This is a genomic window from Rubrilithobacter danxiaensis (genome assembly GCF_047272945.1).
Taxonomy (GTDB): Bacteria; Bacteroidota; Bacteroidia; order Sphingobacteriales; family Sphingobacteriaceae; genus Rubrolithibacter; species Rubrolithibacter danxiaensis.
Genome location: NZ_JBKOPS010000011.1, coordinates 71,764 through 97,609 on the forward strand (window position 1 = coordinate 71,764; position 25,846 = coordinate 97,609).

At 40.2% G+C, this 25,846-nt stretch carries 17 protein-coding genes; 1 reads left to right on the forward strand and 16 read right to left on the reverse strand.

The window, feature by feature from the left end:
• Window positions 1-2 precede the first annotated feature (2 nt).
• The 10 genes from murD to gap all read right to left on the reverse strand — a co-directional run bounded on the left by murD (window position 3) and on the right by gap (window position 10,828).
• Window positions 3-1,352, reverse strand: a complete 1,350-nt coding sequence (gene murD, locus ACLCDL_RS14315) for a UDP-N-acetylmuramoyl-L-alanine--D-glutamate ligase (RefSeq protein ID WP_423149049.1) — start codon at window positions 1,350-1,352, stop codon at window positions 3-5.
• Window positions 1,352-2,596 (reverse strand): phospho-N-acetylmuramoyl-pentapeptide-transferase, encoded by a 1,245-nt coding sequence (gene mraY / locus ACLCDL_RS14320; protein ID WP_423149050.1) that lies wholly within the window; start codon window positions 2,594-2,596, stop codon window positions 1,352-1,354. The genes murD and mraY overlap by 1 nt, the downstream gene beginning before the upstream one ends.
• Window positions 2,596-4,056 carry a UDP-N-acetylmuramoyl-L-alanyl-D-glutamate--2,6-diaminopimelate ligase gene (locus ACLCDL_RS14325; RefSeq protein ID WP_423149051.1) on the reverse strand — a complete coding sequence of 487 codons (1,461 nt, stop codon included), beginning with the start codon at window positions 4,054-4,056 and terminating at the stop codon, window positions 2,596-2,598. The genes mraY and ACLCDL_RS14325 overlap by 1 nt, the downstream gene beginning before the upstream one ends.
• A complete protein-coding gene (locus ACLCDL_RS14330) occupies window positions 4,056-6,155 on the reverse strand; it encodes a penicillin-binding protein (protein WP_423149052.1) in 2,100 nt (699 codons plus the stop codon). Before ACLCDL_RS14330 ends, ACLCDL_RS14325 begins: the two co-directional genes overlap by 1 nt.
• A gap of 34 nt (window positions 6,156-6,189) precedes the next feature.
• Window positions 6,190-6,594, reverse strand: a complete 405-nt coding sequence (locus ACLCDL_RS14335; protein ID WP_423149054.1) for an FtsL-like putative cell division protein — start codon at window positions 6,592-6,594, stop codon at window positions 6,190-6,192.
• A 52-nt stretch (window positions 6,595-6,646) separates the two neighbouring features.
• The gene (gene rsmH / locus ACLCDL_RS14340; RefSeq protein WP_423149055.1) at window positions 6,647-7,552 is read right to left on the reverse strand and encodes a 16S rRNA (cytosine(1402)-N(4))-methyltransferase RsmH; all 906 of its coding nucleotides are present in this window, start codon (window positions 7,550-7,552) and stop codon (window positions 6,647-6,649) included.
• A complete protein-coding gene (gene mraZ, locus ACLCDL_RS14345; RefSeq protein ID WP_423149056.1) occupies window positions 7,545-8,009 on the reverse strand; it encodes a division/cell wall cluster transcriptional repressor MraZ in 465 nt (154 codons plus the stop codon). The genes rsmH and mraZ overlap by 8 nt, the downstream gene beginning before the upstream one ends.
• A gap of 174 nt (window positions 8,010-8,183) precedes the next feature.
• Window positions 8,184-9,374, reverse strand: a complete 1,191-nt coding sequence (locus ACLCDL_RS14350; RefSeq protein WP_423149058.1) for a phosphoglycerate kinase — start codon at window positions 9,372-9,374, stop codon at window positions 8,184-8,186.
• 14 nt (window positions 9,375-9,388) lie between these two features.
• The gene (locus ACLCDL_RS14355; protein WP_423149059.1) at window positions 9,389-9,823 is read right to left on the reverse strand and encodes a GNAT family N-acetyltransferase; all 435 of its coding nucleotides are present in this window, start codon (window positions 9,821-9,823) and stop codon (window positions 9,389-9,391) included.
• A gap of 6 nt (window positions 9,824-9,829) precedes the next feature.
• Window positions 9,830-10,828 (reverse strand): type I glyceraldehyde-3-phosphate dehydrogenase, encoded by a 999-nt coding sequence (gap, locus tag ACLCDL_RS14360; protein ID WP_423149060.1) that lies wholly within the window; start codon window positions 10,826-10,828, stop codon window positions 9,830-9,832.
• 104 nt (window positions 10,829-10,932) lie between these two features.
• Here gap and ACLCDL_RS14365 point away from each other — a divergent pair, with 104 nt between their 5' ends.
• Entirely contained in the window at window positions 10,933-11,166 is a 234-nt protein-coding gene (locus tag ACLCDL_RS14365; RefSeq protein WP_423149061.1) for a hypothetical protein, read from the forward strand.
• Between the two features lie 18 nt (window positions 11,167-11,184).
• Here ACLCDL_RS14365 and ACLCDL_RS14370 read toward each other — a convergent pair whose 3' ends face one another.
• The 6 genes from ACLCDL_RS14370 to ACLCDL_RS14395 form a co-directional block, all read right to left on the reverse strand.
• Window positions 11,185-12,249 carry a DNA topoisomerase IB gene (locus tag ACLCDL_RS14370; RefSeq protein WP_423149062.1) on the reverse strand — a complete coding sequence of 355 codons (1,065 nt, stop codon included), beginning with the start codon at window positions 12,247-12,249 and terminating at the stop codon, window positions 11,185-11,187.
• Window positions 12,250-12,316: 67 nt separating this feature from the next.
• Entirely contained in the window at window positions 12,317-13,132 is an 816-nt protein-coding gene (locus tag ACLCDL_RS14375; protein ID WP_423149063.1) for an alpha/beta fold hydrolase, read from the reverse strand.
• A gap of 30 nt (window positions 13,133-13,162) precedes the next feature.
• Window positions 13,163-14,266 (reverse strand): MraY family glycosyltransferase, encoded by a 1,104-nt coding sequence (locus ACLCDL_RS14380; RefSeq protein WP_423149065.1) that lies wholly within the window; start codon window positions 14,264-14,266, stop codon window positions 13,163-13,165.
• Window positions 14,267-14,434: 168 nt separating this feature from the next.
• Window positions 14,435-15,352 carry a PorP/SprF family type IX secretion system membrane protein gene (locus tag ACLCDL_RS14385; RefSeq protein WP_423149067.1) on the reverse strand — a complete coding sequence of 306 codons (918 nt, stop codon included), beginning with the start codon at window positions 15,350-15,352 and terminating at the stop codon, window positions 14,435-14,437.
• 84 nt (window positions 15,353-15,436) lie between these two features.
• On the reverse strand, window positions 15,437-23,815 hold the full coding sequence (locus tag ACLCDL_RS14390; protein ID WP_423149068.1) for a T9SS type B sorting domain-containing protein: 8,379 nt from the start codon (window positions 23,813-23,815) through the stop codon (window positions 15,437-15,439).
• A gap of 164 nt (window positions 23,816-23,979) precedes the next feature.
• Window positions 23,980-25,725 carry a carbamoyltransferase family protein gene (locus ACLCDL_RS14395; protein ID WP_423149069.1) on the reverse strand — a complete coding sequence of 582 codons (1,746 nt, stop codon included), beginning with the start codon at window positions 25,723-25,725 and terminating at the stop codon, window positions 23,980-23,982.
• Window positions 25,726-25,846 lie beyond the last annotated feature (121 nt).

Below are 25,846 nucleotides of genomic sequence, written 5' to 3' on the forward strand. Positions count from 1 at the left end.
GTCTATAACTCTGTTACTGCCTTTTTGAACTGATTACCTCTATCCTCGTAATTTCTGAAAAGATCAAAGCTTGCACATGCAGGAGAAAGCAATACCGTATCTCCTTTTCTAGCCAGATGATACGCTATCTGTACCGCTTCCTGTGCAGTAAATGTATTAACGATTACCTCGACATCGTCTTCAAAAGCCTCATGAATCCGCTTATTATCTTTACCCAGACAAACAATACTTTTCACCTTGCTTCTAACCAGATCTTTTAACATCGAATAATCATTCCCTTTATCAACGCCACCCAGTATCAATACAACATCTGTAGTCATGCTTTCAAGCGCATACCATGTAGAGTTTACATTGGTTGCTTTTGAATCATTGATGAAGTCAATCCCCGAAATTTTTGCGACATGCTCCAACCGGTGTTCGATATTCGTAAAATTACCCATGCTCTCCCTGATCGACTCGTTTCGGAGTTCCAACACTTTAGCAACAATTCCTGAGGCCATAGAATTGTAAATGTTGTGCTTGCCCTGCAAGGCTAATTCGGTGATTGACATATCAAAAATTTCTTGATTGGGATTGAGATTTATATTCAGTTTATTATTTTCAAGCCAGGCTCCCCGTTCTATTTTTTGTTGAATGGAGAATGGGTACTTTTTTGCTTCAATTTGATGTTTCTTTAATCCGTTTATAGTTTCAGGATCATCTGCACAATAAATAAAAACATCATTTTCAGTCTGATTTTGAGTTATGCGAAATTTAGATTCGACATAATTCTCCATCTTGTAATCATAGCGGTCTAAATGATCAGGAGTTATATTTAACAGTACAGCAATATCCGCTCTGAATTGATACATATTATCGAGCATAAAACTGCTGATCTCCAACACATAATAATCAAAGCTTTCGTTAGCAACCTGTTTTGCAAAGCTTTTTCCGATATTTCCCGCCAGTCCAACATTCACTCCTGCATTTTTAAGGATATGATAGGTTAGCATGGTAGTAGTAGACTTACCGTTGGAACCTGTAATACAGATCATTTTAGCATTTGTATAACGGCCTGCAAATTCTATCTCAGAAATAACCGGAATATTCTTCTCACTAATTTTCTTAATAATAGCCGCTTTATCAGGAATTCCCGGGCTTTTTATTACTTCGCCTGCTAACAGTATTTTCTCTTCCGAATGCTGCTTTTCTTCATAAGGAATACCATGCTGTTCCAGTTCATTCTTATAATCTTCGGCAATTGCACCAAAATCAGAAACAAAAACATCGTAGCCTTGCTTCAGGGCAAGAATAGCCGCTCCCACTCCGCTTTCGCCTGCGCCTAAAACCACTATATTTTTGTTTTCAGCCATTAGCGTAGTTTTAATGTTACGATGGTTAATATAGCCAGCAGAATACCTATGATCCAGAAACGGGTAACGATCTTAGCTTCGTGGTAGCCTTTTTTCTGATAATGATGATGCAAGGGCGACATCAGGAAGATTCGCCTGCCTTCTCCAAACTTCTTTTTAGTGTATTTGAAGTACGATACCTGCATAATGACAGATAAATTCTCAATCAGGAAGATTCCGCACAAAATCGGGATCAGAAGTTCCTTCCGGATCATAATGGCAAATGCTGCAATAATTCCTCCTATTGCAAGACTTCCCGTATCGCCCATAAATACCTGTGCAGGAAAAGAGTTATACCACAAAAATCCTACGCAGGCACCAACAAATGCTCCTGCAAAAATCACCAACTCACCCGAATTAGGGATATACATGATGTTTAGGTACTCCGCCGTAATGGCATTACCCGAAACATAGGCGAGAATAGCAAGCGTAACTCCAATAATTGCGGATGTTCCGGTTGCAAGGCCATCAATACCATCTGTAATATTTGCCCCGTTTGATACGGCAGTCACAATAATTATTACAAACATCAGGAAGACAACCAACGCATATTTCTCATAATCATTGCCGAGAAACTTTAACACTTTCGCGTAATCAAATTCATTGTTTTTATAAAAAGGAACGTTTGTCTTGGTAGATTTTACGTCTTCCGTGTAATAGGTTATATTTCCCCGTTGCCGTGCTTCCACCTTCCCCTGAGTTGCTGCCTGGGGTGAGGAAACTTTCTGGCGAACTACAATATCGGGATGAAAATACATTGTCCAGCCAATAATAACTGCCAGACCCACCTGGCCCATAATTTTAAAGCGGCCGGCTAATCCTTCTTTATCTTTTTTGAATACTTTAATATAATCATCAATAAAGCCTATTGCACCTGTCCAGATAGTAGTAATAAGCATCAGGGTGACATAAATATTTTCAATTTTGGCAAAGAGTAATGTAGGAACAAGAATCCCGAGCAAAATAATTATTCCACCCATTGTAGGAGTTCCCTGCTTTTGCATCTGACCTTCTAAACCCAGGTTGCGTACAGTTTCACCTACCTGCTTAGCCCGTAATATTTTTATCAGCTTTGAACCGTAAACCGTGGTAATAATCAGAGATAAAATAATAGACATGGCGGTACGGAAAGAAATGTACTGAAACACTCCTGCTCCGGGAAAATCAAATTCTTTATCCAACCATGTAAATAAATAATACAGCATTAGTTTATCTGATTAAATTGTTCGGTCAAAATCTGCTTATCATCAAAAGGATATTTAGTTCCTTTAATGTCCTGATATTTCTCATGTCCTTTACCTGCTACCAGTATTATATCGCCCGGATTTGCCAAATGACAGGCAGTACGTATTGCTTCCTTTCTATCGGTAATTGTTAATGCCTTTCTCTTATTGCTCGGCATTACCCCCGCTTCCATATCTTTTAATATCTGTTCTGGTTCTTCAGATCGTGGATTATCGGAAGTCAGAATTACTTTATCGCTCCAGTCGCAGGCAACCTGAGCCATTACGGGCCGCTTTGTTTTATCTCTGTCGCCGCCGCAGCCGATCACTGTAATTACCTGCTCGTTTCCCCGGCGTATATCCTGTATGGTACTTAAAACATTTTGAACAGCATCGGGTGTATGTGCATAATCAATAATTCCGATTATACCTTTGGGTGAAGTGATATAATCGAACCTGCCTTCAGCACCCGACAAACGACTTAAAGTAGTAAGTACTTTTTGTCTGTCCTGTTCCAGCAGCATTGCTGTGCCATAAACAGCCATTAAGTTGTATGCATTGAAAGAACCTACTAGTTTAAACCAGACTTCCTGGCCATCAACATCAAGCAATAAGCCGCTGAAATGATTTTCGATTACTTTTCCTTTAAAATCGGCTATATTTTTTAAACCGTAAGTCTTTTTGTGTGCTTTGGTATTTTGCAGCATCACTTTCCCATTTTTATCATCTGCATTTGTTAAAGCAAAAGCAGAACGGGAAAGCTGATCAAAAAATGCCTTTTTAGCTTTGAGATAGGCATCAAATGTTTTATGAAAATCGAGATGATCGTGTGTAAGATTAGAAAAAACGCCTCCGGAAAACTCCAGCCCTTCAATTCGATACTGTGCAACAGCATGCGAGCTGACTTCCATAAAGCAATAATCACACCCACTCTCCACCATATCTGTGAATAAAAGATTCAGAGCTACAGGATCAGGAGTTGTATGTGTAGAAGGAACAATTCGATCGTTAATATGATTCTGAACGGTCGAGATTAGCCCTGCTTTATAGCCGAGTTCGCGAAACAATTTAAATAAAAGCGTAGCAATCGTTGTTTTCCCGTTAGTACCGGTAACCCCTATCAACTTAAGCTTTGAAGAAGGGTTCCCAAAAAAGTTTGAAGCAACAATACCCAGAGCTTTAGCGGAATTATCTGTTTGTATGTATGTAATATCGGGCTGAATATCCTGTGGCAAATCTTCGCAAAGAATAGCAGATGCTCCGCTTGCAACAGTTTTTGCAATGTATTGATGACCGTCAACCTGGGTTCCTTTTACTGCAACAAATAGTGCACCTTGTTCTACCTGGCGGGAATCAAAACAAACTTTTGAAATATCAATAGCTGTTGAGCTGGTCACCTGCCGGATAGTTACACCAAATAATATGTCGCTTAATTGCTTCATCAGTTTAACTCTATTAAAACAGGATATCCTTTTGCTACCCTCAAACCCGCTTCAATTGACTGCTTTATCACTTTGCCGCTTCCTTTTACTATCGGCCTCAGGCCTGCATTACCTAACAGATAGAGTGCATCTTTTAAGCCCATCCCCATTACGTTCGGAACGAAACCTTCCATATATTTAACTTCCTTAAACTCAATACCGTTTTCGGTATCTACAGTATTTACAAATTCCGTACTTGAAGAAACGGAAGCACGTACTCCAAAAGCTTTAAATACATGATTTGTTGACCGGGTAAAACCGGATTTAGCAGGTGGTATTTTAGCGTTCTGTACAAACTGCTCTTTCGAAACAGGATCATACATTTCTATGTCATGAGCGTAAACCTTATCGGCAATCTCACGAAAAGGAGGGCCGGCTACCTGCGCTCCATAGTAGCCATTCTTTGGATCGTTTATAACTACTATTAATGAATATTTAGGCTTATCTGCAGGAAAATAACCACAAAACGATGCCTGGTACTGCCTTTTTGCCCGATATCCTTTATTAGCGTCTGCCACCTGCGCAGTACCCGTTTTACCAGCTATCTTATAAAGGGGATTGTATATAATTGTCCTCCCTGTTCCCTCTGTTATTACACCTTCCAGCATCGCATGCATTTTACTAAGGGTTACATCCGAGCAGATTTTTTCATTTATTACCCGGGCTTTAAATTGTTCTACGGTATTTCCAAGCCGCCTTATTTCCTTTACAAAAATTGGAGCTATATATTTTCCGTTATTTGCGATAGCATTATAAAAAGAAAGCATTTTAAGGGGAGTAAGCTGCATTTCATATCCGTACGCCATTTGTGGCAAGGTCATGTTCTTATTCCAGCTCTTGTACCCGGGATTTTTAATTACAGGAGTAGCTTCTCCGGGAATCTGTAATTCCAACTTTTCATTTAAACCCCATTCATATAAATGATCTGTGAACTGCGATTGATTTTCTTTATAAGCAAGATTAACAAGCTTTGCAATTGCTGCGTTTGAAGATTCCTCAAATGCCTTTTTTACCGTAACAACACCGATACTGCCATGAGAATCTTTGATAAGATGCGCCGGTATTTTATAAGTTCCTGTTTCAACCAGGGTATTGGTATCTACTTTTTTATCTTCCAGTAAAGCCATATAGGATGCAACCTTAAAGGTTGAACCCGGATCCTGATTACCTGCTATGGCGTAATTAAAGGTTTCTCTGTATTCGCCTTCGTCTGTACGGCTATAATTTGCAACTGCCTTGATTTCGCCTGTAGCAACTTCCATTAATACCACACATCCGTGATCCGCCTCGCTCTTTATCAATTGTTTTTTAAGAGCATTCTGAGCCAAGTCCTGCATATTTATATCGATAGTTGAGATAATATCCGCACCATCTTTGGGTGCGATTTCAATATCGCGGTTAACGGGCATCCATACTCCACCGGCAATTCGCTGCATTAAGCGTTTGCCTGTTTCACCATCAATGTAAGGACCATAAGCACCTTCAAGACCTACAGGCTGAACATTTTCGTTTTTATATCCTATTGTCCGGGCAGCTAAAGACTTGAAGGGTCGGATTCTTTTATTTTTCTGAATAGTAATTAACCCGCCTTTATACCTTCCCATATTAAAAACAGGAAACTTTTTTATATCTCCCAGTTCCTGATGGGATACACGGCGTTTAATAAGAAAATATCTTGCACTGTCCCGACGGGCACCTCGAAGTATGCGGGAGTACTCGCGAGGGGACTTATCACCGAAGTAAGCTGAAAGTTTTTGGGCAAGTGAATCAATCTTTTCATAAAACACTTCATCCTTTTCTATTCCTCCGGCCAGCATGTCCATGCGAAGCTCATATTCAGGAACGGAGGTGGCCAGCAAACTTCCGTCGGACGAATAAATATTGCCTCTGACTGCTTCCACATTTACAAACTTTGTAGACAAACTATCAGCCATTGCCCTCCACTTCTCTCCCTGCACAAACTGAACATGAAACAACTTAAACAAAACGGCAAAAGCCAGCAATACGATCAGCCCGAACGCAAGATACACACGCAGCAATATGTCAGTTCTGATATTCATTCTTCTATCTCCTAAGAGATGTTTGTTACTTTTATTATTCCTCTTTTGTTATTACTACTATTTTTTTTGGAGGCTCAACCGGCTCTTTCAGCCCGAGTGTATCCACCTGTTTTGCCACCTCTGTCTGCGTACTTTTAAGCATCAGATCCGCCTTCAGCGTTTTGTAATCCCAGCTCAGCTCTTTAACCTCCTTACTCAGTTTATCAATATCCCTTATATTCTTCTCTGCAAAATGTCTGTTTCCTATATATATCATCCCCAGAAATGCCAGGTAAATAATAAAGGGAAGCATTTCTGTTGCAGCCTCTTTAGACATTACACCTTCGGTAAAAAGCAGCGTAAAAAAATTTTTAGGAACCTCCGCCTTTTCCTCTTTCCTCGGCTGAACCTCCTTTTCAATCTCTTCTTCTTCAATCAATTCCTTAAACCGGTTTGTCATTATAGAAACTTCAATTTCAATCAGTTCAAAACTTTACTCATATATTTTATATCTAAAGTATTTTTTCGGCTATTCGCAGTTTTGCGCTTCTTGCCCTACTATTAGATACAAGCTCCTCGTCTGAAGCCGTTATTGCTTTTCTATTTATCGCTAGCAGCGGCTTAATTTCATTTCCGTAAAAATCCTTTTCAACCTCACCCCGAAACTTTCCTTTGGCAATAAAATTCTTAACCAGCCTGTCTTCCAGAGAATGGTAAGACATCACTACCAGTCTGCCACCCTTTTTCAAAATATCTGCAGATTGAAGTAAAAATTCCTCCAAAGCCTCCAGTTCCTGATTAACCTCTATTCGTAAAGCCTGAAAAACCTGGGCCAGGTATTTGTTTTCACGTTTTTTAGGTATCAGACTTTCTATAGCCGATTTAAGATCTTCAACAGTTTCTATTGGCTTATTCAAACGGGCTGTCACTATAGTTCTGGCAAGGGTTTTTGCATTTTGAATTTCTCCGTACACACCAAATATCCGGTGCAAATTTTCTTCACTATAGGAGTTAATAACCTTTTTTGCAGTCAACTCCGAAGACTGATCCATCCGCATATCCAGATCTGCATTAAAACGAATGGAAAACCCCCGCTCCGGCTGATCAAACTGGTGCGATGAAACACCAAGATCAGCCAGAATACCATCTACAAAAGGAGCATCATGTAAACGACAGTTATTTTTTAAATAGCGGAAGTTCTGATCTATAAAGGTCAACCGATCATCACTTGGAATATTTTGCTGCGCATCTGCATCCTGATCAAATGCCAGCAATCTGCCCTTTTCACCCAGTTTTTTTAAAATTTCTTTTGAATGCCCACCTCCCCCGAAAGTAACGTCAACATAAATTCCGTCAGCTTTTATATTCAATCCCTCCATACACTCATGCAACATTACAGGGACATGATAATCAGCCATCACTCCTCCTTCCTATATTACCCATCACTTCTTCAGCAAGATTAGAAAAGTTGTCAGGCTCATTATCGAGCTGCGCATCGTATGAATCCTTGGCCCACAATTCTATTTTATTAAACTGGCAGGCAAGAACTATATCAGAAGCTATACCTGCATAATCTAATAAAGACTTAGGAAGCAATACCCTGCCCGCCGCATCTAAAACCAACTCGGTAGCGCCCCTGGTAAAGTATCTTATAAACTCCCTCGTCTTCTTTTCATATTGATTCAACTTACTTAAATCCTCTACAATCTTATCCCACTCCTTTCGGGTATACACTACCAGATGCTTCTCAAACCCACGGTTAACCACAAGCCCTTCCCGCTCTGCGTCAGGCAGTTGCTTCCTCAAACCGACCGGAATCATCAGTCTGCCTTTGGCGTCAAGCTTGCAATCAAATTCCCCTAAAAAGTGAGACATCTAGTATTTACCCAATAATGTAAAGTAAAAGTAATAATTACTTCCACTTTTTACCACAATGTCCCACAAAAAAGTTTTCAACAGATCTTTTTTCCCACAGCAGGAGAAAAAACTCCTGAAAACAAAAAATCCGGGCGCTAGGGCCCGGACCTTGTAACAAAATTATCTGCTATTTTATTCATTCACCGCTTTCACCCCGGGAAGCTCTTTTCCTTCCATATATTCGAGCAGGGCGCCACCGCCGGTAGAAACATAGCTTACTTTTTCTTCCAAACCGAATTTAGCAACAGCAGCTGCAGAATCACCTCCGCCAATTAAGGAAAAGGCGCCATTTTCGGTCGCTTTTACAACCGATTCTGCTACCGCTTTTGTACCTTTTTCAAATTTCTCCATTTCAAAAACGCCCATCGGACCATTCCATAAAATAGTTTTGGAAGCAGCTATTACTTCCTGATATTCGTTTACTGCCTCAGGACCAATATCAAGGCCCATCCAGCCATCTTTTATATTATCATTTTTTGCTACTTCGGTTTGAGCATCAGGAGCAAATTTGTCTGCAATAATTGAATCCATTGGTAAATAAAGCTTTACCCCTTTATCTTTTGCTTTTTGAATCAGGCTTAGTGCCAGGTCCAGCTTGTCCGCCTCAACCAAAGAATTTCCAATATTTCCTCCCTGCGCCTTCGCGAAAGTATAGGCCATGCCACCACCTATTAATAAGTTGTCGACTTTCTCGAGGAGACGTTCAATCAAAAGGATTTTGTCAGATACTTTAGCACCTCCCATAATTGCGGTGAACGGTCTTTCTGCATTGTTTAATACTTTCTCAGCATTTTGCAATTCTGCAGCCATCAGGTATCCGAAATATTTTGCATCCGGAAAGAATTGGGCAATTACTGCAGTAGAGGCATGAGCACGATGGGCAGTTCCAAAAGCATCGTTTACATATACATCGCCCAGCTTACTTAATTTCTCAGCAAACTCCACATCTCCTTTCTCTTCCTGTTTGTAGAAGCGAAGGTTTTCCAGCAAAAGCACTTCTCCATTTTTCAGCGCAGCAGCCTTCGCTATGGCCTGTTCGCCTATACAATCATCAGCAAACTGAACTTCTTTCCCTAAAACATCCGAAAGATGTTTAACTATATGCTTAAGTGAGTATTTCTCTGTTGGCCCTTCCTTTGGCCTGCCTAAATGCGACATCAGGATCACTGCTCCGCCATCATTTAATATTTTCTTAATTGTAGGCAAAGCTCCCTGTATCCTGTTATCATCTGTTATATTAAAATTTTCATCTAGAGGAACATTAAAGTCAACCCGGATCAATGCTTTTTTGCCAGAAAAATTAAGATTATCGATTGTTTTCATTTGCTAAAACTGTATTATTGAATTTTAAGATACATGTCTTTATGTGGGCCAATTCCCGGCACCTCGTACTGGTTTGAAATAAACTGAAACCCCAGCTGCTGGTAAAAGTTAAAAGCTACCTTTCGTGCACTGCACCAAAGGTAATTAACTTTCTGTCCTTTTAAATACTCAATTGCAAAATTGAGTACTTTGTTTCCAAATCCCATTCCGCGATACCCATCAACCGTTGCCATGCCACGCAAACGAAATCCTTTACCTTCAAAATCACTCAAAGAACGGGAATGAAAGGTCGCTATACATACCAGCTTATCCTCTGTAAAATATCCTAAATGAAATGTCCCTTCCAGATCATCCCCATCAAAATGACATTCTTCGGCGGATAACCTTCCCTCTCGTAATACTTCACTTCTAATCGATAATGTTTGCCCCGTTGTTATAAATTGAATCATCTACACTTAACTTTTTCTCTTTGCAATTATTTCAACTAAATCTGTCAAGCGGCTGGAATATCCGTACTCGTTGTCATACCATCCCACTACTTTAACCAGGCCTCCTACAACCGAGGTTAAAAGGGCATCAAAAATACAGGAATGAGAATTGTCCAAAATATCCACCGAAACAATAGGATCTTCTGTGTACTGAAGAATTTCTTTTAAAAAGGATTGTGAAGCTTGTTTAAATGCCTCGTTAATATCTTCAACCGAGGGCTGTTGCCTTAGGATACAGGTAAAATCAGTTAAAGAGCCATTAAGCACCGGGACACGGATTCCTGCACCGCCCAGTTTACCTTCCAAATGCGGAAAAATGCTGGTAATGGCTTTCGCCGCACCCGTTGTTGTAGGAATAATAGAAGAGGAAGCAGCCCTGGCCCGGCGCAGATCTTTATGGGGAGCATCGTGCAGGCTTTGATCCCCTGTCATGGAGTGAACGGTTGTAATATACCCGTCAATAATTCCCCAGTTATCGTCAAGCACTTTTACCAGAGGCGCCACATTATTAGTGGTACAGGAAGCATTGGACAGAATAGCAGAGGAAAAGTCAATATCCTTATCGTTTACTCCTAACACTACAGTGGGAATATCCTTGTCTGAAGATGGCGCTGATACAATAACCTGCCGTGCTCCTGCCTGTAAATGCATCAGAGCTCCAGCCTTTGAAGTAAACTTACCCGTAGATTCTATTACCAGATCTATACCTAATTCTTTCCAGGGAAGTTTAGAAGGATCTTTTTCAGAAAAAACCGAAATATTTTTTCCGTTTATATTCAGATCATCTCCTTTAACATATACATCTCCTTTAAATCCCCGGTGTACAGAATCGTACTTTACAAGATGTGCAAGCGTGGTTGCATCTGTAAGATCATTTATTGCCACTATTTCAATTCCTGTTTTTTGAAGTAGTGTACGAAGCACAATTCTGCCTATCCGGCCGAATCCATTAATTGCTATTCTCATGAGGCTAAAGTTAGAAGTTCAAAAGTGTAAAGTCAAAGGAAAACGGACAGCTTCGGGAATGAGATGGTTTAAAACAAAACTTTTGGACTTATCGTTGTTGTTGTATGACAAATGACGACAAAGACATAAACAATCAAAGTGATAAACCGGAAAAGTTCGAGCCTAAAGATTCGGAGAGGAAAGAAATTAAACACCATCAGGATGACGAAGAGACGGTTTTGAAAGACAAAGACAAGGATTATCAGAAAGAAAATCCGGAGTTTTATGATCCGCAAAAAAGAAAAGTTGAACGAGAGCAACCCATCACGCCGATAGATGAAAAGCCTGGTAATACTTAAAACATAAGTCTCAAATCTTTAAGCTGCTTTATTTTCACCCGCTTTCTTCCGCTCGTTCTTTAAAAAACTTAAAAGAACCTTTTCATCAGTACTTAATTTTTCATCTTCTGCTGAAACTGAATCTTTTTTTATCTTTTTCAGATAGGGCAAGAGCTCTCCTGTCTCGTATGCTTCGATAAGCGGAGGAAAAACATAGGACTTTTTACATACAGCACGGGTATTTCCAAGCTTGGAAGCTACCGTATCAAGCATTGCTACTGTTACTTTCTTCCGTTTGTTTACAGACTCGTGATATTCATATTCTGCATAAGTTCGTAATGCCTCTAAAGTACCAGACCAAGTTCGAAAATCTTTAGCAGTAAAATCGCAGGAGGTTATATCTTTAATGTAACTGTTTATCATACCCGAATCAATAGACCGACGATCTCCGGAACTGGTATAATACTGGAACAATTCCTGCCCGGGAATATCCCTGCATTTTTTTACAAGCCTGGCCAGGCTTCTGTCTGTCAAACTAATTTCATGCTGTACTCCTTTTTTCCCTTTAAAAGCGAGTTTTACTTCTGCTCCTTCTATTTTTACATGGCGATCTCTTAGCGTACTCAAGCCATAAGAGCCATAAAGCTGTTTATATGATTCATTGCCAACACGTATCAGGGTTTTCTGCATCAGGCTTACAGAAATCGCTAATACTTTCCTGTCGTCATATTCTCTTCGCTGCAGATCTTTTTTCAGGTTTTTTCGAAATTCGGGCAACTTTTTACCAAATTCAAGCAATCGGTAATACTTATTCTGATTTCTGTACTTACTCCATTCGTTATGGTAACGGTACTGCTTTCTGCCGGCCTGGTCAATTCCGGTTGCTTGTAAATGTGCGTTTGCTTTCGGAGCGATCCATACATTTTCCCATGCCGGTGGTAAAATAAGCTTTTTTATTCTATACAGTAATTTCTGATCCGTTATTTCCTGTCCTTTTGAATTGATATAAACAAACCCATCTTTCACCCGCTTACGACTAATCCCGGGATTGGAATCTGTCATATAAACAAGTCCCGTTTCTTCCAAAAGCTCTTCAATTTCCATTGAAATAAAAAGCAACAGAAATGAGGAAATGTTTGCGATGCAAGAAGCTACAACTCAGAAATTTTATTTAAATAGTTAAACAAAATTCAGTGACAGCAGCATTAAATGCATCGGGATTTTCAAGATTTGGAAGATGAGCACTTTGAGGAATTTCAACAAGGCGGGAATTCAAAATTTGAGAGTGAAGAAATTTAGCTTGTTCAACAGGCATTAAGCGGTCTTCTTCTCCTCTTATAATAAGTACAGGGATTTTAATATTTTTTAATATGGCAGTTGTATCTGTCCGTGATGCAAGGGCGAGTTGTGCAGCGCAGATTGTAGAATCTGAGACAGAAAGAATCATTTCGCGAACTGTATTCACTAAATCCGGTTTGGTTGATAGTGTTTGATCTGAAAGTACACGTTTAAAAAAATCCTCGGCAAAATCTTTTTTCTCTCCTTTCTGAATCTTCTCTATGCTTAGAAACCGATTCAGTTTTGATCCATCCGGATCTGATCCTGAATTTGTATCTGAAAGAATAAGTCCGGCAAACAAGTCGGTTTTTTTCTCAAACGTCCGCAAAACAATATAACCACCCATAGAAAGCCCGCAAAGAATAATTTTTTCCAGTTTTAATGAAGTTATAAATTCAATCAGGTCTTCGGCAAACAGATCAATACTAAAAAATCCATGGCCGGCTGAAGAATTGCCAAAGCCACGAATATCATAAGTTATAACCCGAATATCTTTCTGTGTTAATGAGGCTAACTGGGGTTTCCACATAGCCCTCGTAAAGGGAAAGCCATGAACCAAAATAACGGTCTGCGAAGGATCGGAAACAGAGGTTGCTGTATAAGATAAGGTTATATCGCCTATTTTCAGTTTACCGGAAGTTTCGTTCATACCTCTTAAACCTGAATAAGAGGAAAAGGTTTACCAGAGAAAATTTACCAGGCGGTAACTTTTGCGCTCTTTTGAACGAACAAAAAAGGAAAGAAACGAATTAAAGAGGATACATACAAAGAATAGAATCCCCATCAGGAGTAAGTTTCCGATGTCTCGTAAAAACAAGGCGAGCACAATCATGGAAACATTAAAAAGCATTAAAATAAAGGTTGCCTGTAAATGAGTTAAACCGATATACAGCATCCGGTGATGTACATGATTTCGGTCTCCTTTAAAAGGCGAAGTACGATTGAACACCCGCAAGGTAAATACCCGCATCGCATCAAACACCGGGCCTATCAGTATGGCTACAGCAATTGAAGGTGCAGAACTATAAAATAACCGGTTAACAGCTCCAACTTTATTTAATTCTATAAAGCGGATGCACAGAATTACCGATATAAATCCTAATAATAACGAGCCGGTATCACCCATGAAGATTTTTGCAGGAGTAAGATTATAACGTAGAAATCCGACGCATGCTCCTGCCAATGCAAATGCAATTATTGCTAATCTGGTTTGGCCCATCTCTATAAAAATGATACCCAGGCTTATATTTACCACCAATCCGGTTATCCCTGCCAATCCGTCTATCCCGTCAATCAGATTAAACGCATTCATCACAAACATTATAATCAGGGCAGAAAGAGGAATACCTATAACGTACGGAATATCGTGAATACCCAAAATACCATAAAGGCTCGTAAGGCGGGCATTGCCAAGAACAACCATAATAAGCGCCACAATTAACTGCATTCCAAACTTCGTGCTCGGGTTTACTCCCCACAAATCATCTTTCAGTCCAACAGCAAACAATATCATACTGCAGGCCAGAATGAGGCTTCCTCCCTCAACGCTTGTTACCTGCGGAAATATCAGGCAGGTAATCATAAAGCTGCAGAATATGGCTACGCCGCCGAGACGGGCTATACCATATTGATGCTCCTTCCGCTCTACATCAATATCATCAAACAGGTTCCTGTTATTGGCAACATAAATAATAGATGGAATTGCGATCAGAACAAGAACAAGAGCAATAGCTATTATAAAAAAGTAAGAAAGGGGATTCGAGAAATTGAGTAACTGAAGCATCGTAAGATTACAATAATCTAAAAAAACAATTAAGAATGCAATACATTTTCAAAAAACCTGAAATATATTTTCAACCCATGAAATACTTATACGACACTGGAAAATAAAAAGTTACTTTACGCTAATCAAAGAACAGAATTTCACACCAAAGAAAAATGTGAGCTATACTCAGTAAGTTTTCAACTTATACGAAAAGGCAATTTCATGAGTATCATTACCAAAGCTTCCTATTCTTGCCGAGCTCAAGACCATTTGGTAGCTGTAGCCAAAATGCAGCCTTTCTCCAACATTTACAGAAAAAATTCCTCCAAGTTCGTTGTTGGAGCGGTAGTTGAGGCCTACACCGAATTTATTTTGCAGGTAAAAAGTACCTGATATATCTGCCTGGAGTGGAACGTTAGGTGCATGAGAAACAAGAACAGCCGGTTTAAAGCGGATTCCGTCGGTAATATTCTTGAAAAATCCGGCGGTAATGTAAAACTGATCCTTAAGATTTTGTTTTTCCGCAGAGCCCCCTAAACCTAATGTACGGATGCTCAGACGCGGAGCAGACAAGCCGGCAAAATATTTCGTTTCCCCATTATCATCTTTACCAAAAGCCATAATTCCAAAACCCAGATTTGCAGCAATCTCTCTGATATCTCCTTTCAAAGCCGAATCGTCAGCATCGAGGCTCGAAAAATCAGAAACATATCTTCTTGCCCCGAAATTTAATGATAGCGCCAGGAAATCTGTTGCAGAAATTTGTACCGACCTTGCTATAAAAGCATTAAATTCAGATTGGGTTTCAACTGCCAGATTATCCTGCAAAATTATTGCCCCAATCATTGTTTTTTCATCAGTACCCACCGGCATATACGCATCCAGGAGAAGTGTTGAAGGTGATCCCTTTATCCCAACCCACTGCTTTCTGGCAATCAGATCGAGAGAACCCAAGGGATTGAGAAGCGAAAAAGCCGGATTAACAGGAGTAAGATTATCCATGTACTGAGTATACGTAAAAGATTGCTGGGCTTTCAAACCTACCGAGGTTAAAAGCAGCAAAATCAATACGAATCCTGTTTTTTTCAACTCTACAATTTTCAATTTCTTTATTTTATATTATAAATCCAAGCATATTCTATTCTTCTTCCTGATCCCTCTCTTGTATTCTTACCTCATTTCTTCTTATTAGTAACGTAATACCAGGTAACCGTTCTTACGGATCATTTCATCCCCGCTTTTATATTCGAGAAGATAGAAATAAGTACCTGCAGGCAAATTATCTACTCCAAACGTTGTTCTTCCAGAAAATACTTTCTGCTGATTATCGTATTTACGGACATCAAAAACCGGAGTACCGTTTCGGTTCACTATGAGCAGGTGATTTTCGGGGAAAGCTTCTATGCCAAAGATCTCGAGAAAATCATTTTTACTATCGCCATTCGGTGTTACTACCGGATGAACTTCCACCATATCTGCCGTAATCGGATTAACTACGAGGTTAAAGCTGGCTGTACTTTCATTGTGGCAAATACTATTTTCCTGAAGCTTCACAGAAAAAGAAAAACTACCTGAGCTTCCCCGTACCGGAGTTCCGGAAATTTTACCGTCAGAACTTAGTATAAGGCCTGGAGGTAAAGAACCGGAAGCAATACTGAACTTATAAGGACCTTCTCCGCCTTTACCTTCAATACTTTGCTCAAATCGCCTGCTTTCGGTTGCTGTTAAAGGAAGCATTTGAGGCAACAGGCTCGCATTAAAATCATTAAAGTTTAATGCAGCTTCATTTGACATAACAACACAGGAGCCTATAATAAGACAACGGTATTTATATCCCTTGAAAGTTATGGGCGCTGATGTAATTTTAAGAACATTGGTATTTACGCCTGAAAATGTTTCACTCTCCGTAATATCTTTAAATCCCGAACCGTCATTTACCTGCCATTGGTACGAATTATTAGCGCCCGTTAAACTTACTGAAAAAACAGCATCTGTATTAACACATACAGTAAGATCTTCAGGTTGGCTCTCTATTGCAGGAACGCAGTCATAAGCCTGCGCAAAAGCCTGGCTGCTTGAGTAGGCTATATAAGGCAGGCTGTTTCCTGCAATTGCAATGGCAGGATAGGTAACTGCACCTTCAGAAAGCCCCGGTTGAGTAACTACTTCCCATATTTTTTTTATCCTGTTAAAACGGCTGACTGTTACTTTTCCTCCCTGGCTGCCGTCGCGGTAAACAACATACGGGATATTGTATTCGTCCAGTTGAATAGCTGTAAAAGAAGCCTCCCCTGCTGAAAAACCCTCCATACCTACTGTTTCCCATTTCGAGCTTAACGTATTATATCGTTTTACGGTAGCCTTTCCGCCTTTACTAAAATCCTGATAAGCTATATACACCTGATTGTTGCTGTCAATTGCTAAAGAAGTATAAGCTGCTTCACCCGCCGAGATACCTTCTTTTTCCAGGGCTTCCCATATCTTTTTCTTTGCATTATACGCCTTAACTGTAGCTTTATTTTGATTAGCACCATCCTGGTATAAAATGTATGGAATATTATTGCGGCCCACAGCAATAGCAGTATAAGTTGCAGTACCTGAAGAAACTCCTTCCGGATCAAGTGTCGTCCATGCACCGGTTTGTGGATTATATTTTTTTACTGCTGCCTTATCAGAATTACCTTTATCCTGATATGCAATGTAAAGCGTATCATTTACAGAAACCATACTTACAAAAGCGGCTGCTCTTGGAGATATTCCTTCCGTACCTACAGTTTCCCATGACAAAGCATCTGCATTGTACTGCTTAACAATAACCTTGTTTCCAATCGCAACATCGCTGTAAACAGAATAAAGTGTATTATTTTCTGATATAGCTATATCAGTGTATGAGGCGCCTCCTGCAGAAAAACCTGCCGAACCTACAGCTTCCCATAAACCTGCTTCAGAATTGTATTTTTTAACGGTTGCAGTATTTTCTCTTCCCGCATCTTGGTAAATTACATAAGGCACGCCTTTTTTATCCAGACGAAGTGAAAGGAACGCTGTTCCGGCCCCTTCTGATAAACCCGCCATTCCTGTTGTTTCCATAGAAAAGGCTTTATTATTCAACAGCTTGACAGAAGCCGCATTGCTGCTTCCTGCATCTTTAAAACCGGCATAGACTTTATTACCCGCACCAATGACCAGATTGGTAAAAGCTGCAACCCCTTTAGAAAATCCTGCTTCACCTGAAATCTCCCATATATTTTTATCGGCATTGTAACGGCGCACTACAGCTCTTGAAGATTTGCTTTGATTTGGATATAGTACATAGGGAACATTATTTGAATCAACAGCAATGGATGTATAAGAGACTGCTCCTGAAGAGAATCCTTCGGGACCTAACGTCTTCCAGCTTTTATCTGCACTGTTAAAACGTTTTACCGTTATCTTATTTGACTGTGTACTATCCTGATAAGCGATATAAGGTAAATTATCTTTATCTAATGCAATAGAAATAAAGTTTGCACGAGCGGCTGAAATTCCGCCGGATCCTACGTTTTCCCACTTTCCTGATACATATCGTTTTACATTTACTCTGGCCTTATCTCCCAAATCCTGATAAGCAATGTAAGGAATATCATTATGATCAATGGCTATGCTGGTATAAGCCGCCCTTCCTTCTGAAATACCTGCTGCTCCCAGTAGCTTCCAGCCTGAATTATAGTATTGCACACTTGCTTTTCCATCCTTACTGGCATCCTGATAAACTACATAGGGCACACTGCTTTTATTAGTAGCTATTGAAATATAAGCGGCTATTCCTTCAGAAAACCCTTCACTGCCCAAGCTTTCCCAGTTACCTGTTTTTGCGTTATAATGTTTAACACTAGCCTTATTATAGTTTGCACCATCCTGATAGGCTACAAAAGGAACTTTATTGCTGCATATAGCAAGAGATATATAATTGGCAGCACCATTGGTAATACCTACCCTCCCTACTGTTTCCCAGGCACGGTTGACACCGTTATACTTTTTCACTGTCAGCTTATTCCCATTATTCCCTTCAGAGAAAGCGATATATGGGGTCGAATCCGAATTTACAGCGAGCGCAACATTGTTAGCCGAAGTTCCTGATGAAATACCACTGGAGCCTAATATTTGCCATCCCGGAATATTAGAGTTTAACTCTTTTACAACAACCTGGTTTGCCTCTCCCGCATCCTGAAATGCTACGTAAGCTCTTCCCTCGTCTGTAAGGGCAATGGTATTAAAACTTGAATTACCTCGGGATAATCTTTCCTGCCCTACTGTTTCCCATTCATTTGTTTCCCGGTTATAACGTTTAACTACTGCCTGGTTATCCTGCCGTGTATCACGATAAGTAATATAGGGAATATTATTTTTATCTACCTGAATATCCGCATAAGCAATGGCTGCAGGAGTAAATCCGACTGTCCCTAATAACTTCCAGCTGGAAGTACTCTTATCAAAATATTGAACGGTAGCTTTTCCTCCATTTGCCTCATCGCGGTAAAAAATATAAGGGGTATTATCTGTTCCTACAGCAATCGCTGTATAATATGCAATTCCCATGGATACACCTGCCTTACCCAATGTTTGCCACTGGCCGCTTTCCGAATCGAACGTCTGAACGGTAGCTTTATTCCCATTGGCTTCATCCTGGTAAGCAATAAAAAGGGAATTATCTGCGCCTATAATCAGATCTGTATAATTTACCCTGCCTTCAGAAAATCCTGCTTTTCCTACATTTTCCCAATCTGATTTTAAACTATTAAAACGTCGTACTGTAGCTTTTCCACCAGCCGCTCCGTCACGATAAATAATATATGGAGTATTGTTGTTTTTATCAGCAGCTATGGATACAGCGCTGGCTGAAGACGTGGAAATAGTTACTCCCAGATCTTCCCATTTCCACGTTTGGGGATTAAAACGTTTAGATACCGCTTTATCTCCCAGGCTTTCATCTTCATATACAATATAAGGTGTATTATCAGAACTTATAGCTATAGAGACCTCTTTGGCAGGACCTGCAGAAAGTCCTGAAGCTTCCAGTACTTCCCAAGCAGTTGACTGTGCATTGTACTTCTTTACCGTTACCTTATTCTCCCTTGAACCATCCGCAAAAGCGATATAAGGGATTCCGTCTGTTCCTGCTGTTACCGAGCTGAAAGAAGACGGATAACCTTCCGATTGTCCGTTAACTCCCATCACTTCCCAGTTAAGGCTTTGCTGGTTTAATTTTTTTACGGTTACCTGCTTTCCGATTCCGTTATCGGCATACACTACAAACAGTTTATTATCCGAAGAAATAATGTTGGTATAATTTGCTTCATCTACAGAAAAACCAGTCTGGCCAACTGCTTCCCAAAGCACTTTAGTATTATTATACCGTTGTACGCTGGCACGGTTTGCATTTGCATCATCTCTGTAAACAATGTACGGAGTGTTAGTCTGGTCGAATGCAAGACTTGAATAAAAGGCAGCACCAAAGGAAAAACTTGGAAGTCCTACTGTTTCCCATTTCTTAGTAGCGGCATTATAACGCTGAACTGTAGCTTTACCATTATTCGCAATATCCTGGTAAGCGATCCAGGGGGTATTATTATTATCAAATTCCAAAGACGAATAACGTGTCAATCCTTTAGAAATGCCTTCTCCCAATACTTTCCAGTTTGTTCCGGACAAGCATTTTACTGTTATCCGGCCCTGATTAAGGCTGTCCTGAAAAGCTACATAGGGCACATTATTTTTATCAATCCTTAAGCTGATAAAGGAAGCTCCTGCATCCGACACTTCCTTGCCCACGAGTTCCCAGGTTGATTTTGAGACGTTAAATCGTTTTACAACGGCTTTCCAGGCATCGGTACTGTCCTGAAAAGCCGCATAAACAATATTATTTCCATCTATTGCAATAGATGTATAAGCGGCAGGCCCTTCACTTGGTCCCTGGTTTCCAAGTGTTTCCCAGGAGGAGGCTGCATCGTTATACCTTTTCACAATCGCTTTATTCCGGGTGTTTTCATCGCGATAAATGATGTATGGTATATTATTCTTATCTGTGGCGACACCTGTAAACGTTACACTGCTTTCGGTTAAACCAGCAGTACTAAACCCTTTCCAGGTCTTGTTCTGTGGATCGTATTTTGTTACACCGGCAATACCTTTATTTCTGTCGTCCCTGTATATAACAATCGGATCGCTATTTTTATCAATTGCAGCAGTAACCCAGGAAGCTAAAGCACCTCCAGATACTTTTCCATCACCAAAATCATCCCAGGCTACACTTTGCTCATTCAATTCAAATACCATTGCCTGTTTTCCGGCGCCCGCATCCTGGCAGGCAGCAAAAACCTTATCATTATAGCCCAGAGCAATAGCTGTAAAAGCTGCTGCCCCTGTTGAAAAGCCTTCAGCTCCTACAGTTTCCCAGGCTTCGTTTTTAAAACGCTGTACGGTAGCCTTATCTGTATTTGAACCATCTCTGTAAACTACAAAAGGAACATTGTTTTTATTAATAGCAATAGCAGTATAAAATACCGTTCCACCGGAAAATCCGGCTTTGCCTACCGTTTCCCAGGAAGAGGTAGCAGCATCAAACCGTTTAACAGTAGCCTTTCCAGTGGCAGCTCCATCTTTATAAACAACATACAGAACGTTATTCTGATCTGTAGCAATCGAAACATATTCAGCTGCAGCGTCTGAAAATCCTTCTGGCCCTACCACTTCCCATGCTGATGATAGGCTGTTATACCGATTAACTGTTACTTTTTTAGTCGTTGCATCCTGATAGGCAACATAAAGATTATTATCCTGATCAATCGCAATACCGGGGGAATGGGCAATTCCCGGAGAAAAGCCCGCACTACCTACCAGATCCCATGTCGATGTATTGGAGTTAAATCGTTGTACAGTAATTTTTTTCCCGTTCGCTTCATCCTGGTAAACTACGTACGGAACGTTATTTTTATCGGTTGTAATTTGTGTATAAGCTGCAGCTCCTGCTGAAAAACCTTCCAGACCCACCGGTTCCCAATTTGTGGTAATAGCATTGTATTTATATACACTGGAGCGTCCTGCATTTTCTGCATCACTAAACACAATAAAAGGTTCATTATTTTTAGCGACTGCGATGGATGTATAAGAAGCACCTCCTTTTGAAAAAGGTCCTGCACCCAATATTTCCCAGGAGGACCTTGTTTTATTATAGCGCTTTACAACTGCCTTATTTGAATTGCTTTCATCGCTGTAAACAAGGTAAGGAATGTTATTCTGATCAACCGCAATAGAAGTAAACGAAGCAACTGACCCGGATGAGATACCCGCAGCGCCCGAATTCAGCCAAACCTCGCCTTTAGTATTCAATTCCTGAACCTCAGGGAACCCTGAATTATCATTCCGATAAGCTATAGTTAGTTTATTCAAAGAACTAACGGCTATTGAAGCATAACTAACAGACGAGGATGAAAATCCTTCTGTTCCAATACTTTCCCAAAGGCCATTTTTAATGTTAAACTTTTTTACCGTCGCTTTATTCGCTTTTGCTTTATCCTGGTAAATAACATATGGTATGTTCGCTTTATCTATAGCAATGGAAGTATATGAAACATTTGCTGAGCTTATCCCAACAGTGCCCACCGTTTCCCAGGCTGAACTTGAACTATTAAATCGCTTTACAGTAGCTTTACTGCCATTGGTTATATCCTGATAAACCACATAAGGCATATTATTACTATCTATTGCAATAGAAGTATACGCTACCGAGCCGGCAGAAAAACCTGTTGCTCCAACATTTTCCCAGGAAGATGTTACACTGTTATAGCGTTTAACTGTTATTCTATTACTATTGATATCATCCCTGTAACTTACATAAGGTATATTATCCTTATTAATTGCAATAGTTATATAGGCAATTGATCCTTGTGAAAAACCTTCCGCTCCAATCGTTTCCCAGTTTTTTGCTGAACTGTTATATTTCTTTACAACCGCTTTATAATTTAGGGAAGCATCCCGGTAAACCACAAAGGGAATATTGTTCTGGTCAAGAGCGATTGCTGTAAAATCAGCACTTCCTGCTGAAAACCCTTCCGTTCCTGCCACTTCCCAGGTACCGGTACTGCTTTTATACCATTTTACACTTACTTTATTAAAACTGGCACCGTCCTGGTAAACAACGTAAGGTATATTATTGCTTCCAACAGCAATGGAAGTATAAGCGGCAGAGCCATCAGATAATCCGGGATTTCCGAGTATCTCCCAGGACGCACTTTGTTTATTGTATTTTCTTACAGTAGCCTTATTAAAGTTTGCCTCATCCTGGTAAACAATGTAAGGTAACTCATCTGCTCCCACTGCCATAGCCATAAAGCCTGCTGTGGTTCCGGAAGATACATTTTCACCTCCAAGATCTTCCCATTGCAGGTTATTTGTATTCAGCTGTTTCACTACAGCCTGGTCTCCTAAGCCACCATCCTGATAGGTAACATAAATTACATCTTTATTACTTTTTGCAACAGAGATATAAGCGGCAGCACCCGAAGAAAAACCTGTGCTTACTGTTTCCCAGCCTTTTTTATTTTTATTAAAGCGATTGATACTGCTACTGTTACGTTTGCTGCCGTCACTGAATGCTACTACAGGTGCTCCCGATTTATCAAACGTGATAACGGAATAAGTTGCAAGCGATGGGGTAAAACCAAGGGTACCCACAATCTGCCAGGAAGCTTTATTCCTGTCAAAACACTGTACACTCAGCTTTCCTTTATTTACAGAATCCTGATAGGCAACATACGGAATATGATCAGCCGTTACAGCAATAGATGTATAGGCTGCAGCACCCAGCGAAAAACCGGCACTCCCTAATGTTTCCCATGTACCGTTTGTACTCACAAAATGCTTTACAGTTACTTTTCTTCCATATAATACATCCTGGAAAGCAATGTAAATATCTTTTCCATCAATAGTTATTGAGGGATAAGCTACCGATCCTGTTGAAATTTTTGACGAAGCAAGATCAGTCCATAGGGAGGACTCGCTATTAAATTTCTTTACAACCGGTTTATTTCCGTTTGCTTCATCCTGGTACAGTAAATAAAGTATGTTATCCCTATCAACGGCAATGGAAACAAAAGAAGCAGCTCCTGTTGAAACGTTTTCAGCACCTACAGCTTCCCACTTTGATGTTACCGCATTAAAGCGTTTTACTGCAGCTTTATTGGCATTCCCTTCATCGCGATATGCAATAAAAACTCCGTTACTGTTATTAACAGCAATAGAAGTATAACTCACCGATCCTTTACTAAATCCGGTTGATCCTACGGTTTCCCATTTTTTATCCGCTTCATTATATTTTTTTACTGTTGCCTTCTTATTGCTTTCTCCGTCCTGATAAAAAATATAAGGTGTTCCACTTACATCAGTTGCTACCGAAGTCCACGCAGCTGCATGAACCGAAGAAGGCATCTGATCCTCTATCGGACCCAGAGATTTCCATTGCTGCGCAAGTGTTATATAAGGCAACACAAACAAAGAAAGGCTGGTTAGTAAAATTTTGAGAGCTTTCATTTTTAGAAATTCTTGTCTTCTGTATTTACGAAATCTTACGTATTAAATTTAAGTAAATAGCAGGAGGGAAATATCACATAGTGTGAAATTTAATTAACCTATGTGTAAAGTTATAAACATTTTTTACACATTTCAACAAATCAAGCAAAAGGTTCTAAGAAATTTTAATCCGCACTATTAAAATTTTTCCTTGAGATCACTATATCTTCCATCACCAGCATATCCATTTTTGTTCTTAAAAAACATTGCAATGCTTCGTAGGGAGTGTTCACAATAGGTTCATTCTCGTTAAAAGACGTATTCAAAAGAACGGGCACGCCGGTCTTTTTATAAAAAGATTCAATAAGTCCGTAATATTTAGGTTCCACGTCTTTATCTACTGTTTGTAAGCGTCCTGTTCCATCTACATGGGTAACGGCGGGAATATCGGCATGTTTTTCTTTGCGTATCCTGTAAACCTTTTCCATAAAAGGAACATTATCAGTGCGTTCAAAGTAATTTGAAACATGCTCCTTTAAAATAGACGGAGCAAATGGGCGAAAAGATTCCCTTCTTTTTATTTTAGCATTCAAAATCTCTTTTGCGTCTTGTCTTCTGGGATCGGCGATGATGGAACGGTGCCCCAGTGCCCGCGGACCAAATTCTGCCCTCCCCTGGAACCATCCGACCACACCCGAATCCAGCAGGCACTCACTTACCCGGTCGAACAAGGCTGCGCCCGATAGCTTTTCGAAATGTATATTCTGTTCATTTAAAAAAGCTTCTATCTCTGAATTTTCAAATTTGCTTCCTAGGTAGCCATGCAGCATAGGCTCTATTCGCGGGTTCTTTAGTACCTGGTTATATACCCATAAAGCAGCTCCGATAGATGTGCCCGCATCGTGCCCAGCCGGTGGAATATATAGTTCTTCAAATCCGGTGTTTGCTAAAATTTTTCCGTTAGCTACTGAGTTTTGCGCCACCCCGCCCGCAATACACACTTTTTTATACCCGGTTTTTTTCTGCAGGTGATTGAGAATATGAAAAATCGTTTCTTCGCAAACCCGTTGTACTGAAGTAGCCATATCTTTATGATGCTGATCAAGCGGCTGATCATAAGATCGCGGTTGACCAAATTTCTCAACCAGGTAATCACTGAAAAGGCTTTCCATGTGAGGAACTCCTCCCTCCCAAACCATTTGTACCCCCTGCTGTGGATGATTGAAATAATCAAGGTTTAACTCAAACAGTCCATTATCCAGTAAATGAACCACATCCCTTAACTGCTCTGCATAACGGGGTTCCCCGTAGGGTGCAAGCCCCATTACTTTATACTCATCGCCGTAATGCGGAAAACCAAGAAATTGCGTAAAAGTGGTATAAAACACACCTAAGGAATGCGGGTAGGATACCGTATCCAGTACTTCAATCTGATTTCCACTACCTATTCCGGTCATGGTAGAAGTAAAATCGCCGAAGCCATCAATTGAAAGAAGGGCGGCATCTTCATACGGAGAAGCAAAAAAGGCGCTGGCCAGATGACTGCGATGATGCTCCACATTTATAATCTGAGCCTTTAAGTCCTTTTTTTCAATTTTAAAGTAACTGCATATCTCATCCTCAACCGAAGCGGCTTTTTTCAGATTTTTTACCCGGTTGATTACGTTGCTGAAACTTAAACGATTTTTTATCGCTGTAAAGACCTTCTTTCCGAAATTGGCTTTCGGATCACGGGAAATAGCAATATAATCTACATCCGTAATACTAACCGCAGCTTCCTTCAGACAAAATTCAATAGCCTGAGTGGGGAACCCGGCCCAGTGCTTAATCCTCCTGAAACGTTCTTCTTCTGAAGCGGCAATTAACTGATCGTCTTTATAAATGCAGGCTGAAGCATCGCCGTGATAAGCGTTAATTCCTAATATGTACATTTGAGTAGTTGGTAGTTAGTAGCAAGTAATTAGTAGTGAGTAACTAGTATTTGGTAGCGAGTTGTAAGTTATGGGTTGTAGGTGATCGAAATTGAGGTTAAGATAAATAGATCAAGCTAGT